This is a genomic window from Enterobacter chengduensis (genome assembly GCF_001984825.2).
GTDB lineage: Bacteria > Pseudomonadota > Gammaproteobacteria > Enterobacterales > Enterobacteriaceae > Enterobacter > Enterobacter chengduensis.
Map to the genome: position 1 here is coordinate 568,973 of NZ_CP043318.1, position 19,815 is coordinate 588,787.

15 protein-coding genes are annotated in these 19,815 nt (G+C 57.1%); 6 read left to right on the top strand and 9 right to left on the bottom strand.

Annotated elements, in window-relative coordinates; all coding sequences use genetic code 11:
- Window positions 1-126: 126 nt before the first annotated feature.
- On the bottom strand, window positions 127-2,070 hold the full coding sequence (locus tag FY206_RS02795; RefSeq protein ID WP_077064390.1) for a bifunctional 2',3'-cyclic-nucleotide 2'-phosphodiesterase/3'-nucleotidase: 1,944 nt from the start codon (window positions 2,068-2,070) through the stop codon (window positions 127-129).
- Window positions 2,071-2,260: 190 nt separating this feature from the next.
- On the opposite strand from FY206_RS02795, the gene cysQ reads away from it, so the two are divergent.
- On the top strand, window positions 2,261-3,001 hold the full coding sequence (gene cysQ, locus FY206_RS02800; RefSeq protein ID WP_032643835.1) for a 3'(2'),5'-bisphosphate nucleotidase CysQ: 741 nt from the start codon (window positions 2,261-2,263) through the stop codon (window positions 2,999-3,001).
- Here the strand turns inward: cysQ and FY206_RS02805 are convergent.
- Complete coding sequence (locus FY206_RS02805) at window positions 2,995-3,552, bottom strand: YtfJ family protein (RefSeq protein ID WP_032643836.1); 558 nt, start codon at window positions 3,550-3,552, stop codon at window positions 2,995-2,997. The genes cysQ and FY206_RS02805 overlap by 7 nt on opposite strands.
- Window positions 3,553-3,876: 324 nt before the next feature.
- On the opposite strand from FY206_RS02805, the gene FY206_RS02810 reads away from it, so the two are divergent.
- Window positions 3,877-4,083 carry a DUF1107 domain-containing protein gene (locus tag FY206_RS02810; protein WP_008501430.1) on the top strand — a complete coding sequence of 69 codons (207 nt, stop codon included), beginning with the start codon at window positions 3,877-3,879 and terminating at the stop codon, window positions 4,081-4,083.
- Window positions 4,084-4,160: 77 nt separating this feature from the next.
- Here the strand turns inward: FY206_RS02810 and paeA are convergent, their stop codons facing one another.
- From paeA to FY206_RS02840, 6 genes are all read right to left on the bottom strand, one after another.
- Window positions 4,161-5,498: a polyamine export protein PaeA gene (gene paeA / locus FY206_RS02815; RefSeq protein WP_032643837.1), complete on the bottom strand. Its 1,338-nt coding sequence runs from the start codon at window positions 5,496-5,498 to the stop codon at window positions 4,161-4,163.
- 197 nt (window positions 5,499-5,695) lie between these two features.
- Window positions 5,696-7,243: an MFS transporter gene (locus FY206_RS02820; protein ID WP_032643838.1), complete on the bottom strand. Its 1,548-nt coding sequence runs from the start codon at window positions 7,241-7,243 to the stop codon at window positions 5,696-5,698.
- Window positions 7,244-7,322: 79 nt separating this feature from the next.
- Window positions 7,323-8,342 (bottom strand): Gfo/Idh/MocA family protein, encoded by a 1,020-nt coding sequence (locus tag FY206_RS02825; RefSeq protein ID WP_032643839.1) that lies wholly within the window; start codon window positions 8,340-8,342, stop codon window positions 7,323-7,325.
- 12 nt (window positions 8,343-8,354) lie between these two features.
- A complete protein-coding gene (locus tag FY206_RS02830) occupies window positions 8,355-9,422 on the bottom strand; it encodes a Gfo/Idh/MocA family protein (RefSeq protein ID WP_032643840.1) in 1,068 nt (355 codons plus the stop codon).
- A complete protein-coding gene (locus FY206_RS02835) occupies window positions 9,419-10,603 on the bottom strand; it encodes a Gfo/Idh/MocA family protein (RefSeq protein ID WP_032643841.1) in 1,185 nt (394 codons plus the stop codon). Before FY206_RS02835 ends, FY206_RS02830 begins: the two co-directional genes overlap by 4 nt.
- 15 nt (window positions 10,604-10,618) lie before the next feature.
- Complete coding sequence (locus FY206_RS02840) at window positions 10,619-11,770, bottom strand: Gfo/Idh/MocA family protein (protein WP_032643842.1); 1,152 nt, start codon at window positions 11,768-11,770, stop codon at window positions 10,619-10,621.
- A 193-nt stretch (window positions 11,771-11,963) separates the two neighbouring features.
- Here FY206_RS02840 and FY206_RS02845 point away from each other — a divergent pair, with 193 nt between their 5' ends.
- Window positions 11,964-13,022 (top strand): LacI family DNA-binding transcriptional regulator, encoded by a 1,059-nt coding sequence (locus FY206_RS02845; protein ID WP_080500342.1) that lies wholly within the window; start codon window positions 11,964-11,966, stop codon window positions 13,020-13,022.
- Here FY206_RS02845 and msrA read toward each other — a convergent pair whose 3' ends face one another.
- Window positions 13,023-13,664: a peptide-methionine (S)-S-oxide reductase MsrA gene (gene msrA / locus FY206_RS02850; RefSeq protein ID WP_032643844.1), complete on the bottom strand. Its 642-nt coding sequence runs from the start codon at window positions 13,662-13,664 to the stop codon at window positions 13,023-13,025.
- A gap of 224 nt (window positions 13,665-13,888) precedes the next feature.
- On the opposite strand from msrA, the gene tamA reads away from it, so the two are divergent.
- The 3 genes from tamA to FY206_RS02865 are packed head-to-tail and all read left to right on the top strand — an operon-like array spanning window position 13,889 to window position 19,742.
- Complete coding sequence (tamA, locus tag FY206_RS02855; protein WP_077064388.1) at window positions 13,889-15,622, top strand: autotransporter assembly complex protein TamA; 1,734 nt, start codon at window positions 13,889-13,891, stop codon at window positions 15,620-15,622.
- Entirely contained in the window at window positions 15,619-19,395 is a 3,777-nt protein-coding gene (gene tamB, locus FY206_RS02860; RefSeq protein ID WP_032643846.1) for an autotransporter assembly complex protein TamB, read from the top strand. Before tamA ends, tamB begins: the two co-directional genes overlap by 4 nt.
- A gap of 2 nt (window positions 19,396-19,397) precedes the next feature.
- Complete coding sequence (locus FY206_RS02865) at window positions 19,398-19,742, top strand: gamma-glutamylcyclotransferase family protein (RefSeq protein ID WP_014882267.1); 345 nt, start codon at window positions 19,398-19,400, stop codon at window positions 19,740-19,742.
- Window positions 19,743-19,815: the final 73 nt, after the last annotated feature.

Consider the following 19,815-nt stretch of genomic DNA (forward strand, 5'->3'; position numbering starts at 1 on the left):
CTGTGAGGCATTCATAATCCTGATGCTAAATATGTCGCTTCAGGTAAAAAAATTACTGGGGATTCCTCAGCCCACAGGGAGAGGGAATAAACACCAAAAACGACAACGTGCGTTGCCGTTTTGCTTTTACCTGCTCAGGTCTACCTGATAAATCGCGAAGCCAATATCATCCGTCGCGACCTGCTTCATCGGATACTGCGCCTTCTCCTTGATAAACGCCGCGGCCTTATCGGACGGTGACGTTTCGAAACGGATATCCAGCGGCGTATCGCTGTGGATCGGCGCCAGACGCCAGTTGTTGTCCACCGCCGGGCGTATTTCGCCCGCCTTTTTCGACTCCGCGCTGATCCACGCCGCCAGCACCGAGCGGTTCTCGTCCGGCGAGGCAAAGGCAATGTGGCTATCTCCCGTACCGGCAAACTTACCGCCGTAGGCGCGGTAGTTGTTGGTCGCCACCAGGAAGGTCGCATTTGGATCGATCGCCTTGCCGTTGAAGGTCAGGTTCTTGATACGCTCCGCCTGCAGGTTGATCGCCTGACACTCGCCGTCATATTTTGCCGGCTGGGTGACGTCAATCTGGTAGTTCACGCCGTCGATCACGTCGAAGTTATAGGTGCGGAAGCCGTCCCAGTTAATCAGCGGCTGCGGCTTGCTGCTGTGCGGGTCAATCTGGTTAAACTGCCCGGCAGAGCACTCCAGCCACTCTTTGACTTCTTTACCCGTCGCTTTTACCACCACCAGCGTGTTCGGGTAGAGGTAGAGATCGGCGGCGTTACGGAAGGTAAGCTGGCCCTTTTCGACTTCCACATAGCTAGCCGGATCGTTTTTACGCCCGCCCACCTTGAATGGCGCAGCGGAGGAGAGCACCGGCAGCTTTGCCAGATCCGGATCGCCCTGCACAAAGTGTTCGGCATAGGCCTTCTGCGCCATGTTGACCACCTGAACGGTCGGGTCGTCCTGCACCAGCGCCAGGAAGCTGTACATATTATCGGCGGATTTGCCGATCGGCTTGCTGACGAACTCGCGAGTGGCGTCGTGATCGTGCTTCAGCACGTTGACCAGCTTTTTATCTTCCGCGGCCAGTGATTTTTTCGCCGCCGCGTCGTAAATCGGGCGCGCTTCGGCTTTTGACTGGGTGACCTTCCAGCTGCCGCCGTCTTTATTGAGTACGAGATCCACCACCCCCAGGTGGTCGCCCCACATGCCCGGCATCACCGACGGCACGCCGTTGAGCGTCCCTTTCTCAATATCCGCGCCTTTTATGCTGGCGAAATCCTTGCCCGGGAAGACCGCGTGGGCGTGGCCGAACAGGATCGCGTCAACGCCGGGAACATCACTCAGGTAGTAAACCGAGTTTTCCGCCATGGCCTGGTACGGATCGGCGGAGAGGCCGGAATGGGCGACCACCACGACCAGATCGGCGCCTTTCTCACGCATTTCCGGCACGTATTTGCGCGCGGTTTCGGTGATGTCGTTCACGGTCACCTTACCGTCGAGGTTGGCCTTATCCCACGTCATGATCTGCGGCGGGACAAAACCGATATAGCCGATTTTCAGCGTCTGCTTTTTACCGTCCCTATCGACGACGTCCGTCTCTTTAATCATATAAGGGGTAAAGAGCGGCTTTTTGGTCTTAACGTCGATGATATTGGCGTTAACGTACGGAAACTTCGCACCGGCGAGGGCGTCGTGCAGGTATTTTAGGCCGTAGTTGAATTCGTGGTTGCCGAGGTTGCCGACGGTATAGTCCAGGGTGTTCATCGCTTTATACACCGGATGGATCTCGCCTTTTTTCAGCCCCCGGGTCGCCATGTAATCCCCGAGCGGGCTGCCCTGAATGAGATCGCCATTGTCGACCAGCACGCTGTTTTTCACTTCGCCACGCGCCGAGTTAATCAAACTTGCCGTACGTACCAGTCCGAATTTTTCCGTTGGGGTATCTTTGTAGTAATCGAAGTCCATCATGTTGCTGTGCAGATCGGTCGTTTCCAGAATACGCAGATCTACCGTCGCCGCCTGCACGCTCGCTGCAATCAGCGTCGCCAGAAGCGTTGCACTAAACTTAATCATCAGAGGAGTCCTTTTTTCGATGCAGACCACAAAAGAGTATGTATCTATAGCGTGTTGCTTACAGAAATGTGAATCCTGACAGAAAAATGGAACCTGAAACCGGAATTGCTTCACAGATAGCGGAATTGTTCACATTACGATATAACTAAAACAAAGAGTTAACCTCACTGCGTTAACAAAGAGGTGGAAAATGCTAGATAAAATTTGTCAGCTCGCACGGGATGCGGGAGATGCCATCATGCAGGTGTATGACGGTATAAAGCCTATGGAGGTTGTCAGCAAAGCGGACGACTCTCCGGTCACGGCGGCGGATATTGCGGCGCATAAGGTGATTCTGAAAGGGCTTCAGGACTTCACGCCGGATATCCCTGTTCTGTCAGAAGAAGCGCCGCAAAGCTGGGACGAGCGCCAGCACTGGCAGCGCTACTGGCTGGTCGATCCGCTGGACGGTACCAAAGAGTTCATCAAGCGCAACGGTGAATTCACCGTTAATATCGCCCTGATTGAGAAGGGCAAAGCGGTGCTGGGCGTGGTTTACGCGCCGGTCATGAAGGTGATGTACAGCGCCGCAGAAGGGAAGGCGTGGAAGGAAGAGTGCGGCGTGCGCAAGCAGATTCAGGTGCGCGATGCCCGTCCACCGCTGGTGGTGATTAGCCGCTCCCACAGCGACAGCGAGCTGCAGGAGTACCTGCAGCAGCTGGGCGAACACCAGACCACCTCGATTGGCTCCTCGCTGAAATTCTGCCTGGTGGCGGAAGGCCATGCGCAGCTTTACCCTCGCTTTGGGCCAACCAACGTCTGGGATACCGCGGCAGGTCATGCCGTTGCCGCGGCCGCCGGGGCGCATGTTCATGACTGGCAGGGCAAGCCGCTGGATTATACCCCGCGCGAATCCTTCCTTAACCCCGGCTTCCGCGTCTCTATTTACTGAGCCAGAAGCTTATGCAGCAGGTCGACAACCTGCTGCACCTCTTCCTGGGTTAACGCGCCGTCTTTCGCCCACTGTACGCGACCGTCCTTATCCAGCACGATAATCGCGGAGCTCTCTTCTTCCAGCTGCCAGGCCTTACGGGTCACGCCGTTGCTGTCGACGATAAACTGCGACCACGGATAGAGCTTTTTATTGCTCTCAAGGCTTGAGCGCACGAACATTCCGGAGCCCGGAATGGCGTCATCGGTATTGACGATCGTGGTGGTCTGGTAGCGGTCGTGGGGGAGTTTTGCGGCCTTGATCGCTTCCACCAGGCCGGCATTTTTCTCTTTTGCAGATGTACGACCGGCAATATGTTGTACAACTCTCACTTTGCCCGCAAGCTGCGCGCTATTCCAGGGTTTGTAGCTAAACTTATCATTGTCGAGAATCAATTCTCCCCGGTCCGCAATGCCGACTGGCGGTACACGTTGTCCTTTTTCAATGTTGTGAGCGGAAGCCCACAGGGGCAGCAGCAGGCAGGCTGCTGCAAGGATATTACGTAGGGTCATGGCGTTTCCTTATTGTTTGCAGGTGATCCGACCACTTGGTCTTGCGCTTTTAATCATAAGTGCGATCAATGTGGTTTTCCCGCAATCCCGATGCCAGTTTGCGGGTTAACGCACATATCCATGAAAAAACGACGGCTTATACTGCCCTCAGTCACGCTTTGCAAAGATTATTCTGAATAATTGTAATCAAACGGTAAATAAACTTATGCACACTGGGTAACACCGTAGTTCTGGTCTATAGTCATTGGGCATTAAAATTTGCGCTCAGGACAGTCGGGCCGATTGTGGCACCGCAAGAGCGTATGATTCGCAGGAGATACAAGAATGAAAATTTTCCAACGCTACAACCCGCTTCAGGTGGCGAAGTACGTGAAGATCCTGTTCCGTGGACGGTTGTACATCAAGGATGTTGGCGCTTTTGAGTTTGATAAGGGCAAAATCCTTGTCCCAAAAGTGAAGGACAAACAGCACCTGTCTGTGATGTCCGAAGTCAACCGTCAGGTTATGCGTCTGCAAACTGAGATGGCTTAACCAACGTGCTATGCAGTAGTCGTAGATAAAAAGACGGCTCCCGATGGGAGCCGTTGATGTTTGTGGGGGCAGGAACCTTACGCCGACACTTTTTCTTCCGCATCCGGCAGCTTCGGTACCAGCACGGTCGGTTTGTTATCGATGCGCGTCACCAGCAGCTGGTCGATGCGGTAGTTATCAATATCCACCACCTCAAACTTGTAGCCGGAGAACTTCACCGAGTCGGTACGTTTCGGGATTTTACGCAGCATAAACATCATAAAGCCGCCGATGGTCTCGTAGTTTCCGGACTGCGGGAACTCGTCGATATCCAGCACGCGCATCACGTCTTCAATCGGCGTGCCGCCATCAATCAGCCATGAATTATCGTCACGCTGAACAATCTGTTCTTCCAGCCCCTGGCCCACCAGGTCGCCCATCAGCGTGGTCATCACGTCGTTGAGGGTGATAATACCGACCACCAGCGCGTATTCGTTCATGATCACCGCGAAGTCTTCCCCGGCGGTTTTGAAACTTTCCAGCGCTTCGGAGAGCGTCAGCGTGTCCGGCACAATCAGGGTATTGCGGATCTGCACGCCGCTGTTCAGCGCCAGGCTCTGGTTTGCCAGCACGCGGTTCAGCAGGTCTTTGGAGTCGACGTAACCGATGATGTGGTCGATATCTTCATTACAGACCAGGAACTTAGAGTGCGGATGCTGCGCCACTTTGTTCTTCAGGCTCTGCTCATCTTCATGTAAATCGAACCAGATAATGCTTTCACGGCCCGTCATGGAAGAGGGCACGGTACGGGATTCCAGTTCGAATACGTTCTCAATCAGCTCGTGTTCCTGCTTGCGCAGCACCCCGGCCAGCGCGCCGGCTTCTACCACCGCATAGATGTCATCAGAGGTGATATCGTCTTTACGCACCATGGGCAATTTAAAGATGCGGAAAATGACGTTTGCCAGACCGTTGAAGAACCACACCAGCGGACGGAATACGTACAGGCAGAAGCGCATCGGGTTGATGATACGCAAAGCCACAGCTTCTGGCGCAATCATACCGATGCGTTTCGGGGTCAGGTCTGCAAAGAGAATGAACAGGCCAGTCACCAGTGAGAAGGAGAGGATAAAGCTCAGCTGTTCGGCCAGTTCAACGGACATGTACTGCACAAACAGGCTATAAAACGCCGGAGAAAACGCCGCATCACCCACGATACCGCCAAGAATGGCGACCGCATTGAGGCCAATCTGCACCACGGTGAAGAACATGCCCGGGTTTTCCTGCATTTTCAGGATGCGGGTGGCATTGATGTTGCCCTCGTCGGCAAGCAGCTTCAGTTTGATTTTACGGGACGCGGCCAGCGAGATCTCAGATATCGAGAAAAATGCGCTGACGGCAATCAGACAAAGTATTACTAAAATACTGTTTAACATAGTTTATCCGGCTTCTCGCCAGATCCTCAGAAGGGGAGTTGATACCATTTGTGTGAAAACACGTAGAACACCAGCTCGTAGCGTTGAGCCGATTATTTCAGCGGGTAGTATAGCGTAAAGAGATGTAAATCTGCCAGAGGTCACATTTTGGCATAAAAACAGACCGGACAGCGGGGCAGGCTGCCCGGTCTGCGCGGCTATTTCACGGGAGACAAACGGGCACTTCCCACCGTCTGTCGTGTGGCATCGCCTCCCCAAACCTGGTCATACTCGTATCCGGTTAACTGCTTGATGACCGCCCGAGTCCTGTCGTCGCAGTCGCGGTAATCACCGCCCAGTTTCCGCCGCGCAATCTCCTTAAGAAGCAGCTTATGCGTCTCGCGGGTGAGCTTAAACTTATAGGTCGTGAAGAAACTCACCGCCAGAAGCGCCGCGGTGGCGAAGATCATCAGGCCGATAATGGCCCCCAGCGCGCTTTCCGGCTGCGCGCCGCTGCCCTTCACGAAGCCGGACTCCTGCAGCACCAGACCGATAATCATGATGGCCATCGCCACGGTACTTTTGCGGGTCAGGACCATGACGCCGGCAAAAATCCCTTCGCGGCGCTGCTGCGTCACCATCTCGTCGATATCCGGAATGAAGCTGTAGATATTCCACGGAATGTAGTAAAGGCCGGAGCGTGCGGCACCCAGCAGGATAAAGACCGCCGAGAACAGCAGCGTCGGCACCTGCGTTTCGGTGAGGTAGACCGTAAACAGGAATGCCAGCACGCAGAAGATACAGCCGTAGGAGAGGCGCAGCGCGGCGGAAGGGGTAACATTCAGCCGGTTCAGCAACAGCATAAACCCATACGTGCCCGGCACCGAGGCGAAGGCCGCAATGCTCAGCCAGCCGGATACCGCTGCCGCATCCTGGCTCAGGCAATAGACGACATAATAGGTAAAGACCGAACCGAATACGTCCATTGCCGTAAACGAAAAGATATAAATAATGATATGCAGCCGGAACGCGCGAATGCGGAATGAAGAAAAGAGATCCAGAACCAGATATTTCAGGTGATTGAGTATCCCGCTGCTGCGCTGGTTATCCACTTTAAAGTCGGACTCCTGCGGTACATCTTTGGCTTCCCAGGTGGTGTACCAGGTAATAAACACCGCAAGGCAAAATACGCAGGAAAAGATTAGCCCGGTAAGGGTATAGGTAAACGGATTATCTTTACCCGTGAACTGCATAATGACGCCGGGAACGGAAACCGCAAGAAAGCCCCCGAGCTGAGAGCAAATCATGCGCACGCCGGAGAGGCGGCTACGCTCTTCATAGCGGTTTGTCATTTCCGCCGCCAGCGTCTCCCACGGGACCAGCACCATCGCCGACAGCAGTTCAATCGAGAGATAGGTGCCCAGGTAATACCAGTAGCCCATGTCCGTCAGCCACAGCAGGGCATACAGAAACATAAGCGGTGAGCTGAGTAATAAAAAGAAGCGGCGGCGGCCAAATTTACGTCCGAGCCAGGTATCACCGAAATTATCGGTGACGTATCCCATAATCGGGCTTAAGAGTGCGTCAATAACGCGGGCAATGGCGAATATTGAACCCGCTTCAATCACTGAGAGTCCGCAATAGGTGGTGTAAAAAAAGAGCAGCCAGGTGCCGATAATGGCAAAAGCGCCCCCGCCAAACAGATCGGTTACCCCGTAGCCAAGCGCTACGCCGTAACCAACTCTACGTTCAGTTGGTTTGACCATAATAATATCCAGTGTAGGGTAGTGATTAACCTGTGTTTCAGGTCGTTTTTTTATTTACTGCTGGACGACACTTACGTTTCTAATTATTGATATCTATCCATTGTCTTAATTGAGATGAGCGATAAATGGCCTCCACAAGGGTGAGTGATTTCCCGGCAGCATGGATATCGATGTAGTCCGTTTCCGGGTGATGAATGGCATGATAAAAACGGCGGATCGCCTGCTGGTGTCCCAGCCCCCAGTAGCTTTTGACCGAGCCGTCAGGGGAATCATCGGTTGCCAGCTTGCGGCGCTCGCCCGGGGTAATGCGCCAGAGCTCGTTGTCATTGAGCAGCAGCGAACCCCGTTCGCAATGGATCTCAAGCCAGAGGGGGGAATCCGCGGTATTGCAGTTGCTGGCATAAAACAGGCCGCGCGCGCCGTTAGCAAAGTGCAGCGTCGCCATTGCGCTGTCCTCCCCTTCGGTGATGTCCGCCAGCTCGCCGCTATCCACTACGCCTTTCAGGCGCGTGACCCCGCCGGCGAACCACTGCATCAGGTCGAGGGTATGGATCGCCTGGTTGATCAGCAGACTGCCGCCTTCCGTTGCCAGCCGGCCACGCCACGGACTTTCGGCGTAATAGGCGCCCGACCGTGACCACGTCAGCACCGCCTTCATGCCGAGCATCTTCCCCAGCCCGCCCTCGCTTAACTCCTGGCGGATGCGCAGGCTGGTGGGGTTGAGCCGGTTCTGATAGCAAACGCCGAGCAGACCCGGCGCCTGCTCGACGGCCTGGACGATATCGCCGAATTCACTGCTGTTCATCCCCACCGGCTTTTCGCAGAACACATGCTTCCCGGCGGCGAGCGCCGCCAGGATCATACGTTTATGCTCGAAATGCGGCGTACAGATATGGACCACGTCGATGGCATCATCCAGCAGCATTTCCCGGTAATCCTGATAAAAACGGCACTGATAGGCCATCGCCAGCGTCAGTCCTTTAACGCTGTCGATGTCTACCAGCGCGCGCAGTGCGACGTTGGGGATCTGGCGTAATGCATTCACATGGCAGCTGTGAATCGCACCGGCACCGATAACCGCTGTATTCAGGATCCTCATCGTTGCCTCCCGTTATGCCGTCGCGTTGGCCAGCATCTGAGCCTTCACGCAAAGTTCCGCCGCCTTGAAGGCGTGCGCCTGCGTCATGGCGTTTTCGGTTCTGTGCAGGCAGTCGAGGATCAGTTCACCAAAGAACGGGAACCCGACCTGTCCGGCGACGGGATACCGGAATTCGCCCTCTTTGTTCACCAGGTAAACCACATCCTGCTCGCCGCGGGTTAAATCGACATATTTGCGGATTTCGATATAGCCTTCGGTGCCGAGCAGCGTCAGGCGACCGTCGCCCCACGTTGAAAGTCCGTCCGGCGTAAACCAGTCGCAGCGGAAATAGCCGCTGGCACCGTTTTCGCCTTTCAGCATCGCGTCGCCGAAGTCTTCGAAGGCGGGATACTGCGGGTGTTTAACGTTGCGAACCCGGCTTGCCACCACCGAGGCGTCGCTGTTGCCGGTGTAAAAAAGAAACTGCTCAATCTGGTGGCTGCCGATATCGCAGAGAATGCCGCCGAAGTCGCGACGATCATAGAACCACGCCGGACGACCGGTTCCTTCCCGGTGCGGTCCGGTTCCCAGAGTTTGCACGACGCGGCCAATCGCGCCCTGCTGCACCAGCTGTCCGGCAAAGACCGCGCTCTCTACGTGCAGACGCTCGCTGTAATACACCGCGTATTTCTTTCCGGTTTGCTCCACCATCGCTTTGGCATCGGCCAGCTGTTCAAGGGTGGTGAGCGGCGCTTTATCCGTGAAATAGTCCTTCCCTGCGGCCATCGCTTTCAGCCCCAGCGCACAGCGCTCGGACGGGATGGCTGCACCCGCCACCAGGCGCACCTCGTCGTCGTTGAGTATCACGTCCAGCGACGACGCCACGTTGGCCTGCGGGTATTGCTGGATGAATTTATCCACTTTCGCCGGGTCAGGGTCGTACACCCATTTCAGCGTGGCGCCGGCTTCAATCAGGCCGTTGCTCATGCCGTAAATATGCCCGTGGTCGAGTGCGGCAGCGGCAAAAACAAATTCACCTTCCCGGACAACCGGCTGCGGTTTGCCTACCGGGGCATAGTTCATTCCGTCCTTCTTGTTCATGATGACATTCCTCGATCCAGATCTTTTCCCAGGGGGATGGCACCGACTTCGCTGAAGTTGGCCACGCTTGCGGACTTCTCATAAAAACGGGGGGCGAGGGCGTTCGTCCCGCCGGTACGGTAAAACGGGTCATCGCGCTGAATCGGCAGCGGGACGACGGTGCGGGTAATGGCTGATTTATAAATTGCGGTAATCAGTTCGAGGGAACGCTTACCCTGCAGGCCATCCACTAACGGTGCCGTGCCGTGCTCGATGGCATAAAGCAGGTCGTTAATCTGCCCGTTGTGTAGCGTCCATTCGAGTTTCCGGGTGTCGTGAAAAATAGCGTTGAGTTGCGCTTCTCGCGCCAGATCGTGGCTTTCCTGTGGAAAGCCGTTATCGGCACTCACGCTGGCAAAGGCCTGCCACGGCGCGGAGATACGCGCTTTCTCGCCCTGAATGATGATTTTCTGATCTTCCCCGTGGTGCACCACCGAGGCGGTAAGCTGCGTGAGCGCCCCGTTCGGGTATTTGAAGATCGCGGCGCTGAGGTCTTCCACCTCGGCATTGTCGTGCGCCACGTTGGTCATCATTGCCACGACCTCCGACGGGTAGCCGAGCATCCACTGGATGGCGTCGATGTGGTGAACCGCGTGGTTAAGCGTGCAGCCACCGCCCTCTTTTTCCCAGGTGCCACGCCACCACAGGTCGTAATAGCAGCGTCCGCGCCACCAGAACGAATCCACCTGCGCATGGCATATTTTCCCCGCGAGGCCGGAATCCAGCGCCGCTTTTAAGCGCCAGAAAGCATCGGTAAAGCGGTTCTGGGCAATAATGGAGAGCGTTTTACCGCTGGCCTGCTGTGCGGCGATCATCGCGTCGCACTCCTCCAGCGAGGCGGCCATCGGTTTTTCGCACAGCACATGGCACCCCGCGCGCAGGGCATCAATGCTAATCTCCGCATGAACGTAGGGCGGCGTGCAGACGTCGACGATGTCCGCATCGGGCTCCGATGCCAGCATCTGCTGGTGGCTTGCGTACACGCGGGCATCCGTCAGGCCGTAGCGTGCTTTTTTCTCGTAGGCTTTTTCCGGGTAGATATCGACCAGCGCGACGATCCGGCAACGCTGACCAAACTGCAGATAGCCCTGGATGTGGTTATGCGAGATATTTCCTGTTCCCACGATAGCGACATTTAACATCGTGTTTCTCCGCTGTTACCAGGTGCCAGAGGCGTCCAGCGTGATGCTGGCGGCCTCTTTAGCCACTGAGGTACTGATACGCTGCTGAAGCAGGCGCAGATACTGTTTCTCGTTGAGCGGCAGGTCGACCCAGTCGTCTGTCCAGGTGGAGAGGTGCATGGCGTTGGAAAGCGTCAACCCGCGGATCCCTTCCAGACCCGGCGCAATCAGCGGCTCGCCGCGCAGAATGGCGGCAGAGAAATTGGCGGTAATAACGTGGTGTTCGCTGCATTCCGGGGCAACGGGGATGGAGACCTCCCAGCATTCGGGTTCACCAAAACCGTTTTGCCAGCGGGCGTTGAAGGCGGTTTCGGATTCACGCAGCCGCCAGTAGCGCAGTTTCCCCTCTTCGACGACCACCTTGCCGAGGTCGCCAACGATTTCCAGGCGGTTGGTCCCCGGTGTTTCCGCGACGGTAGTGATAAACACGCCCGTCGCGCCACTGGCATACTCCGCATAGGCGGTGACCTCGTCTTCCACTTCGATATCGCGATGCTTGCCGAACTGGCAAAACGCGCGCAGACGAACAGGCATCCCGACCAGCCACTGCCAGAGATCGAGCTGATGCGGATCCTGGTTGAGCAGTACGCCGCCGCCTTCCCCTTTCCAGGTGGCGCGCCAGCCGCCGGAGTTGTAGTAGCTCTGCGAGCGATACCAGTTGGTGATGATCCAGTTGGAGCGGCGGATCTCGCCCAGTTCGCCGCTGTCGATAAGGTCTTTGACCTTCTGGTAGAGCGGGTTAGGGCGCTGGTTGTACATGATGCCAAACACCACGCCGCACTCCCGGGCGCAGGCGTTCATCTCCTGCACCTGAGCCGTGTACACCCCTGCCGGTTTTTCGCACAGGGTGTGGATGCCGCTGCGCATCGCCAGCATCGACAGGCGCGGATGCTCATAGTGCGGCGTCGCGACAATCACCGCGTCGATCAGTCCGCTCTGGAGCATCTCCTGCGCGTCGCTGAACAGGGGGAGATTGCCGACCAGCTGGCGAATGGCCGGATGCTTTTCCGGTGCATTATCGCAAACCGCCGTCAGGCAGGCATCGCTGACCGTACCCGCCAGTAAATAGCGCGCGTGGACCGTGCCGATATTACCTATTCCAATAATGCCAAAACGTACCTTCTCCATGTCACACCTTAATTTCTGTTGAAAAGAAGTGATGACCGGAAAATAGGAAAAGCGGACAGCAGCGACAATGTGTTTTTGTGAGAATACTCGCAAGGTGATTAAGTAATCTCCAGGCCTTTTGAAATTTGGTTTTAAAATCAAAAGACTGTTTCTGCAAATATTTGCAAAAACTGAATGAGAGCGAGGTCACACTATGCCGGGCAGGTTAAAAATGGAGGAGATAGCGGCCCTGACGGGCTATTCCGTCAGTACGGTGTCTCGGGTATTAAGCGGCAAATCGTATACCAGCGATAAAGCCCGGGAGGCGATCGTTCGTACTGCCAGGGAATTAGGCGTGCTGGAGTCCGTGGCCAGCGGCAGGCTGTTAATTAACGGTATCGCTGTTTTTGCACCAGAAAGAACCTTTCAGGGACGCGGGGATATTTTTTATCTGGAAGTGACTAAAGGGATCGCTGAAGCCTGCGCGCGGCACAATGTATGGGTGAGCTGCTGTGGATTAGAAGAACAGCACGCCGATGTGAAATTATTTATGGAAAAGGCCGGTCAGAAGAATATTAACGCGATAATTATTATTGGGACTGATGATTCCACCATATTTAAACTGGCGAGTACGCTAAATAAACCCTGCGTGTTAATTAATTCCATTGACCGGGATCGCGAGCAGGATGCCGTGTCGCCCGATCACCGGGCGATTGGGTTTACCGCCATGCACTATCTTTTTGAGCAAGGGCATCGGCGTGTGCTCACGCTCACCTGCCTGCGGCGAGAAACGCTTTACGCGCGTCTGGACGGCATTAAAGAGGCGTACCGCCATTTTCACGTGGGCTTTGATCCCCAGCGTGATTTGCTCGTGACGGAGTGGTTTACCGCCGAAGAGGCCGAGCGGGCCCTGGACGCGTGGCTGAAGAGCCATGATAAATCGCAGTGGCCGGAGGTGATTTTCCCGAACAGCACCAGCATGGTGGAAGGCGTGGTCAGGGCGTTGACCCGACACGGGCTGCGCATTCCGGAAGATATTTCACTGATAACGACCGATTTTGCATGGAACCTGGCGCACCGTCTGGAAAAACCGGTCACGGGCGTGACGGTGCCCTGTCGGGAGCTGGGGATTGAAGCCGTTCACCTGCTGCAAACGCGGCTCAACCGACCGCAGGCGCCGGTCTTTAACCTGCTATTGCAGGGAAAAGTGATGGATTACGGTTCGGTCTGTAATGCGACGCGCCACGCGGCTCGCGTGGCGCTGGAACGGTGATCAGGCCAGCTGTGGCGGCAGGCAGACGCCGATGCCCCCGATACCGCAGTAGCCGTACGGGTTTTTGTGCAGGTACTGCTGGTGATCGTCCTCGGCGTAGTAGAACGGTTTTGCGGTGGTGATTTCCGTGGTCACCTCGCGCGTATCGCCCGCTTCACGCATGGCCTGCTGGAAGCGCTCAAGGCTGGCGCGCGCGGCGGCATCCTGCTCGGGCGTGAGCGGATAAATGGCCGAGCGGTACTGCGTGCCGTGGTCGTTGCCCTGACGCATGCCCTGCGCCGGGTCGTGGTTTTCCCAGAAGACCTGCAGAAGCTGCTCGTAGCGGATTACGGTTGGGTCATACACCACGCGTACCGCTTCCGCATGCCCGGTTTCGCCAGAGCAGACTTCGCGGTAGGTTGGGTTCGGCGTGTAGCCGCCCGTGTATCCCGCGGCCGTGCTGTAAACGCCGGGCAGCTGCCAGAAGAGGCGCTCAACGCCCCAGAAGCAGCCCATGGCGAAGAGGGCGATTTCCATGCCATCCGGCACGTTGGTCATAGAGTGGCCATTAACGGCGTGTAAGGTCGCCACAGGCATAGGGGTGTTGCGTCCCGGTAATGCATCTGCTTGTGAAACCAGATGCTTTTTGTCGAATAAACTCACGATGGGGCCTCCCGGGGTGCGATGTTTCAGTTAAGGTTGTCACGACGCGTTTAATTGAACACAATAAATGCGCTGAATGAGTCTAGATTTAATCATAAAAAATATTTGGGTGTTACACCCATTTTCAACCCGCGATTCGGGTTTTTGGCCAACGGGCCGTATTTTGCCGCGGAGCGGCAGTTCATTTGCTTCCAGGGTGGAAACAGGGATATTCAGGAGAAAACGTGACAAAAATCCGCCAGTTATGTCTAGTCAGTGTATTGCTGACAAGCGGGATTGCCAGCGCGGCGAATGTCCGTTTGCAGGTTGAGGGGTTATCCGGGGCGCTGGAAAAAAACGTGCGTGCGCAGCTATCGACCATCCAGAGTGATGAGGTGACGCCGGACCGGCGTTTTCGCGCGCGCGTCGACGATGCGATCCGGGAAGGGCTAAAAGCGCTGGGTTATTACGAACCCACCATTGATTTCGATCTCCGCCCGCCGCCAAAGAAGGGGCGTCAGGTGCTTATTGCCCGCGTTTCGCCGGGTGAGCCGGTACGGATTGGCGGCACGAACGTCATCCTGCGCGGCGGGGCGCGTACCGACCGGGATTACCTGGACCTGCTCAGCACGCGGCCGAAAATCGGTACCGTGCTTAACCACGGCGACTACGACCATTTCAAAAAAGAGCTGACGAGCGTTTCCCTGCGCAAGGGCTACTTTGACAGCCAGTTCGATAAAAGCCAGCTGGGCATTGCGCTGGATCGGCATCAGGCCTTCTGGGATATCGACTACGACAGCGGGGAGCGCTACCGCTTTGGGGATGTGACCTTTGAAGGTTCGCAAATTCGTGAAGAGTACCTGCAAAACTTCGTGCCGTTCAAAAAAGGCGATTACTACCAGTCGAGAGACCTGGCGGAACTGAACCGTCGTCTTTCCGCGACCGGCTGGTTTAACTCCGTGGTTGTCGCACCGGAATTTGAGAAGTCTCGCAAAACCAAGGTGTTGCCGCTGCATGGCGTTGTTTCGCCGCGCACCGAGAACACCATTGAGACCGGGGTTGGCTATTCGACGGACGTCGGCCCGCGCGTGAAGGCTACCTGGAAAAAGCCGTGGATGAACTCCTACGGCCACAGCCTGACCACCAGCGCCAGTATTTCCGCTCCGGAACAGCAGCTTGATTTCAGCTACAAAATGCCGCTGCTGAAAAATCCGCTTGAGCAGTATTACCTGGTCCAGGGGGGCTTTAAGCGCACCGACCTGAACGATACCGAGTCCGACTCCACCACGCTCGCCTTGTCGCGTTTCTGGGATCTCTCCAGCGGCTGGCAGCGCGCCATTAACCTGCGCTGGAGCCTGGACCACTTTACCCAGGCCAACGTCACCAATACCACCATGCTGCTCTATCCTGGGGTGATGATCAGCCGCACCCGCTCGCGCGGCGGCCTGATGCCGACCTGGGGGGATTCCCAGCGTTACTCCATCGATTACTCCAACACCATGTGGGGTTCTGACGTAGACTTCTCGGTCATTCAGGCGCAAAACGTCTGGATCCGCACGCTGTATGACAAACACCGCTTTGTGATGCGCGGCAATCTCGGCTGGATTGAGACCGGCGACTTCGACAAAGTGCCGCCGGACCTGCGCTTCTTCGCCGGGGGCGACCGCAGCATTCGCGGCTACAAATACAAATCTATCGCGCCTAAAGACGATGACGGCAAGCTGATCGGGGCCTCCAAGCTGGCGACCGGCTCGCTGGAGTACCAGTACAACGTCAGCGGAAAATGGTGGGGCGCCATGTTCGTCGACGGCGGCGAAGCGGTGAGCGATATCCGCCGCAGCGACTTTAAAACCGGCGCGGGCGTAGGCGTACGCTGGCAGTCGCCCGTCGGGCCGATCAAGCTCGATTTCGCCGTGCCGGTCGGCGATAAAGAAGAACACGGTTTACAGTTTTACATCGGTCTGGGGCCAGAATTATGAGTTTATGGAAGAAGATAAGCCTCGGGGTGCTGATTTTTATCGTGCTGCTGCTCGGTACGGTGGCGTTTCTGGTGGGAACGACGACCGGGCTGCATCTGCTGTTTAACGCCGCGAACCGCTGGGTGCCGGGGCTGGAAATTGGTCAGGTGACGGGCGGCTGGCGCGACCTGCGTCTGAAGAACATCCGCTATACGCAGCCGGGCGTGGCGGTAAACGCCGGGGAGTTTCACCTGGCGGTGAAGCTGGGCTGCCTGCGGGACAGCAGGCTCTGCGTCAACGATCTGTCGCTTAAAGACGTTAACGTGGCGATCGATTCGAAGAAAATGCCGAAGTCCGCGCCGGTCGAGGAAGAGGACAGCGGCCCGCTCAATCTCTCCACGCCGTACCCGATCGCGCTTTATCGGGTGGCGCTCGATAACGTTAATATCAAAATCGACGACACCACCGTGTCCGTGATGGATTTCACCTCCGGCCTGCGCTGGCAGGAGAAAAACCTCACCCTCACGCCAACCTCGCTGCAGGGCCTGCTGATCGCGCTGCCGAAAGTGGCCGACGTGGCGCAGGAAGAGATCGTCGAGCCGAAGATCCAGAACCCGCAGCCGGAAGAAAAGCCGCTGGGCGAAACGCTGAAGGATCTCTTCTCGAAGCCTGTCCTGCCGGAAATGACCGACGTGCATCTGCCGCTGAACCTCAATATTGAGGAGTTCAAAGGCGAGCAGCTGCGCCTGACCGGCGATACCGATCTGACCGTTTACACCATGCTGCTTAAGGTCAGCAGCATTGACGGCAGCATGAAGCTCGACGCGCTGGATATCGACACCAACCAGGGCTCGGTGAACGCGTCAGGGAATGCCCTGCTGCGCGACAGCTGGCCGGTGGATATTACGCTGAACAGCGCGCTCAACATCGACCCGCTGAAGGGCGAAAAGGTAAAGGTTAAAGTCGGCGGGGCGCTGCGCGATAAGCTGGACGTCGGGGTGAATCTCTCCGGCCCGGTGGACATGGTTCTGCGCGCGCAAACGCAGCTGGCGGAAGCCGGCCTGCCGCTTAACCTTGAGGTCGTCAGCAAGCAGCTTTCCTGGCCGTTCACCGGCGAAAAGCAGTTCCAGGCCGACGATATGAAGCTGAAGCTGAGCGGCAAGATGACCGACTACACGCTCTCGTTCCGCACCACGGTGAAGGGGCAGGGCGTGCCGCCCGCGGACATCACGCTGGATGCGAAGGGCAACGAACGGCAGATCAACCTCGACAAGCTGACCGTCGCGGCGCTGGAAGGCAAAACCGAGCTGACCGCGCTGCTCGACTGGCAGCAGGCAATCAGCTGGCGCGGCGAGCTGAAGCTGACGGGCATTAACACCGCCAAAGAGGTGCCGGACTGGCCGTCGAAGCTGGATGGCCTGATCAAAACGCGCGGCAGCCTGTACGGCGGAACGTGGCAGATGGACGTGCCGGAAATCAAGCTCACCGGGAACGTGAAGCAGAACAAGGTTAACGTTGAAGGCTCGGTGAAAGGCAACAGCTACCTGCAGTGGGTGATCCCGGGCCTGCACGTCGCGCTGGGGCGCAACACGGCGGATATCAAAGGCGAGCTGGGGGTGAAAGATCTGGAGCTGGATGCCGCCATCGACGCGCCGAATCTGGACAACGCCCTGCCGGGCCTGGGCGGGACGGCGAAGGGGCTCGTGAAGGTGCGCGGCACGGTAGACGCGCCGCAGCTGCTGGCGGATATCACCGCCAATAACCTGCGCTGGCAAGAACTGAGCGTTGCTCGCGTCCGGGTGGAAGGGGATGTGAAATCCACTGACCAGATCGGCGGTAACCTGAACCTGCGCGTGGAGCGCATTTCGCAGCCTGACGTGAACATCAGCCTGGTCACCCTGGATGCAAAAGGGAACGAGAAGCAGCACGACCTCCAGCTGCGGGTGCAGGGCGAGCCGGTCTCCGGCCAGCTTCACCTGACCGGCAGCTTCGACCGCAAAGAAGAACGCTGGAAAGGGACGCTGGACAACACGCGCTTCAATACCCCGGTCGGGCCGCTGGCGCTGTCGCGCTCCATCGCGCTGGACTACCGCAACGCCGAGCAGAAGATCGGCATTGGGCCGCACTGCTGGACCAACCCGAATGCGGAACTGTGCGTACCGCAGACCATCGATGCGGGCGCGGAAGGGCGCGCGCAAATCAACCTTAACCGCTTCGATCTGGCGATGCTGAAGCCGTTTATGCCGGACACCACCCAGGCCAGCGGCGTCTTCAGCGGGAAAGCCGACGTGGCCTGGGACACCACTAAAGAGGGGCTGCCGCAGGGCAGCGTTACGCTGTCCGGGCGTAACGTGAAGGTGACGCAGGAGATCAACGACGCGCCGCTGCCGGTGGCGTTCGATACCCTCAACCTGAGCGCGGACCTGCATAACAACCGTGCGGAGCTGGGGTGGCTGATCCGTCTTACTAACAACGGTCAGCTTGACGGGCAGGTCCAGATTACCGACCCGCAGGGACGGCGTAATCTGGGCGGCAACGTCAATATCCGCAACTTCAACCTGGCGATGGTGAACCCGATTTTCGCCCGCGGGGAAAAGGCCGAGGGCATGCTGAACGCCAACCTGCGCCTGGGCGGCAACGCGCAAAGCCCGCAGCTGTTCGGTCAGATGCGCCTCAGCGGCGTGGACATCGACGGCAACTTTATGCCGTTTGACATGCAGCCCAGCCAGATTGCGATGAACTTCAACGGCATGAGCTCGACGCTGAGCGGATCGGTACTGACGCAACAAGGTCAAATCAACCTGAGCGGCGACGCAGACTGGAGCCAGCTCGACAACTGGCGGGCCCGTATTGCCGCGAAGGGCAGCAAGGTGCGTATCACCGTGCCGCCAATGGTGCGCCTGGACGTCTCGCCTGATGTGGTCTTTGAGGCCACGCCAAGCCTCTTCACGCTTGACGGTCGCGTCGACGTGCCGTGGGCGCGCATCGTGGTTCACGACGTGCCGGAAAGCGCGGTCGGCGTCTCAAGTGATGAAGTTATGCTCAATGAAAATCTGAAACCTGTCGAACAGAAGAGCGCTGGCATACCGATTAATAGTAACCTTATCGTGCACGTGGGGAATAACGTGCGCTTGGATGCGTTTGGGCTGAAGGCGAGGCTCACGGGCGACCTGAAGGTGGCGCAGGATAAACAAGGGCTTGGCCTCAACGGGCAGATCAATATTCCTGAAGGGCGCTTCCACGCCTATGGTCAGGATCTGATTGTCCGTAAAGGCGAGCTGCTGTTCTCTGGTCCACCGGATCAGCCCCTGTTGAACATCGAAGCGATTCGTAACCCGGAAGCGACGGAAAACGACGTCATTGCCGGGGTACGCGTCACCGGTTCCGCCGACGAACCGAAGGCGGAGATCTTCTCTGACCCGGCGATGTCCCAGCAAGAGGCTCTTTCTTACCTTCTGCGTGGACAAGGTCTCGACAGCGGTCAGAGCGACAGTGCGGCGATGACCTCGATGTTAGTGGGGCTGGGGGTTGCACAAAGTGGGCAGGTTGTGGGTAAAATCGGCGAGACGTTCGGCGTAAGCAATCTGGCGCTGGACACCCAGGGCGTGGGTGACTCCTCGCAGGTGGTGGTCAGCGGCTATGTGCTGCCGGGTCTGCAGGTAAAATATGGTGTGGGGATCTTTGACTCACTGGCAACACTCACGTTACGCTATCGCCTGATGCCTAAGCTATATCTGGAAGCAGTGTCCGGCGTAGACCAGGCACTTGATCTGCTCTATCAGTTTGAGTTTTAGCAATGCGAATATTTGTCTACGGCAGTTTACGAACCAAGCAAGGCAACAGTCACTGGATGACCAATGCCCTGCTGCTGGGGAATTACAATATCGAGAACTACCAGTTGTACAGCCTGGGCCACTATCCAGGCGCGGTTCCGGGTGAAGGAACAGTACAGGGTGAAGTGTATCGTATTGATAACGCAACGCTTGCCGAACTTGATGCCTTGCGCACCAGGGGCGGTGAATACGCACGCCAGTTGATCCAGACGCCGTACGGTAGCGCGTGGATGTATGTCTACCAGCGTCCGGTCGACGGGTTAACGCGGATTGTAAGCGGTAACTGGTTAGACAGAGACCAGTACTGAAAAACGACAACGCCACCGGAAGGTGGCGTTGTTTTTTTGTGCGGCGGCTCGCAGTCCGCAGTGAAATTTCCTC

Bases quoted from the DNA above. Each gene is read 5' to 3' on its own strand.
- FY206_RS02795 (WP_077064390.1), bottom strand. From the start codon at position 2,070: ATGATTAAGTTTAGTGCAACGCTTCTGGCGACGCTGATTGCAGCGAGC.
- cysQ (WP_032643835.1), top strand. From the start codon at position 2,261: ATGCTAGATAAAATTTGTCAGCTCGCACGGGATGCGGGAGATGCCATC.
- FY206_RS02805 (WP_032643836.1), bottom strand. From the start codon at position 3,552: ATGACCCTACGTAATATCCTTGCAGCAGCCTGCCTGCTGCTGCCCCTG.
- FY206_RS02810 (WP_008501430.1), top strand. From the start codon at position 3,877: ATGAAAATTTTCCAACGCTACAACCCGCTTCAGGTGGCGAAGTACGTG.
- paeA (WP_032643837.1), bottom strand. From the start codon at position 5,498: ATGTTAAACAGTATTTTAGTAATACTTTGTCTGATTGCCGTCAGCGCA.
- FY206_RS02820 (WP_032643838.1), bottom strand. From the start codon at position 7,243: ATGGTCAAACCAACTGAACGTAGAGTTGGTTACGGCGTAGCGCTTGGC.
- FY206_RS02825 (WP_032643839.1), bottom strand. From the start codon at position 8,342: ATGAGGATCCTGAATACAGCGGTTATCGGTGCCGGTGCGATTCACAGC.
- FY206_RS02830 (WP_032643840.1), bottom strand. From the start codon at position 9,422: ATGAACAAGAAGGACGGAATGAACTATGCCCCGGTAGGCAAACCGCAG.
- FY206_RS02835 (WP_032643841.1), bottom strand. From the start codon at position 10,603: ATGTTAAATGTCGCTATCGTGGGAACAGGAAATATCTCGCATAACCAC.
- FY206_RS02840 (WP_032643842.1), bottom strand. From the start codon at position 11,770: ATGGAGAAGGTACGTTTTGGCATTATTGGAATAGGTAATATCGGCACG.
- FY206_RS02845 (WP_080500342.1), top strand. From the start codon at position 11,964: ATGCCGGGCAGGTTAAAAATGGAGGAGATAGCGGCCCTGACGGGCTAT.
- tamB (WP_032643846.1), top strand. From the start codon at position 15,619: ATGAGTTTATGGAAGAAGATAAGCCTCGGGGTGCTGATTTTTATCGTG.
- FY206_RS02865 (WP_014882267.1), top strand. From the start codon at position 19,398: ATGCGAATATTTGTCTACGGCAGTTTACGAACCAAGCAAGGCAACAGT.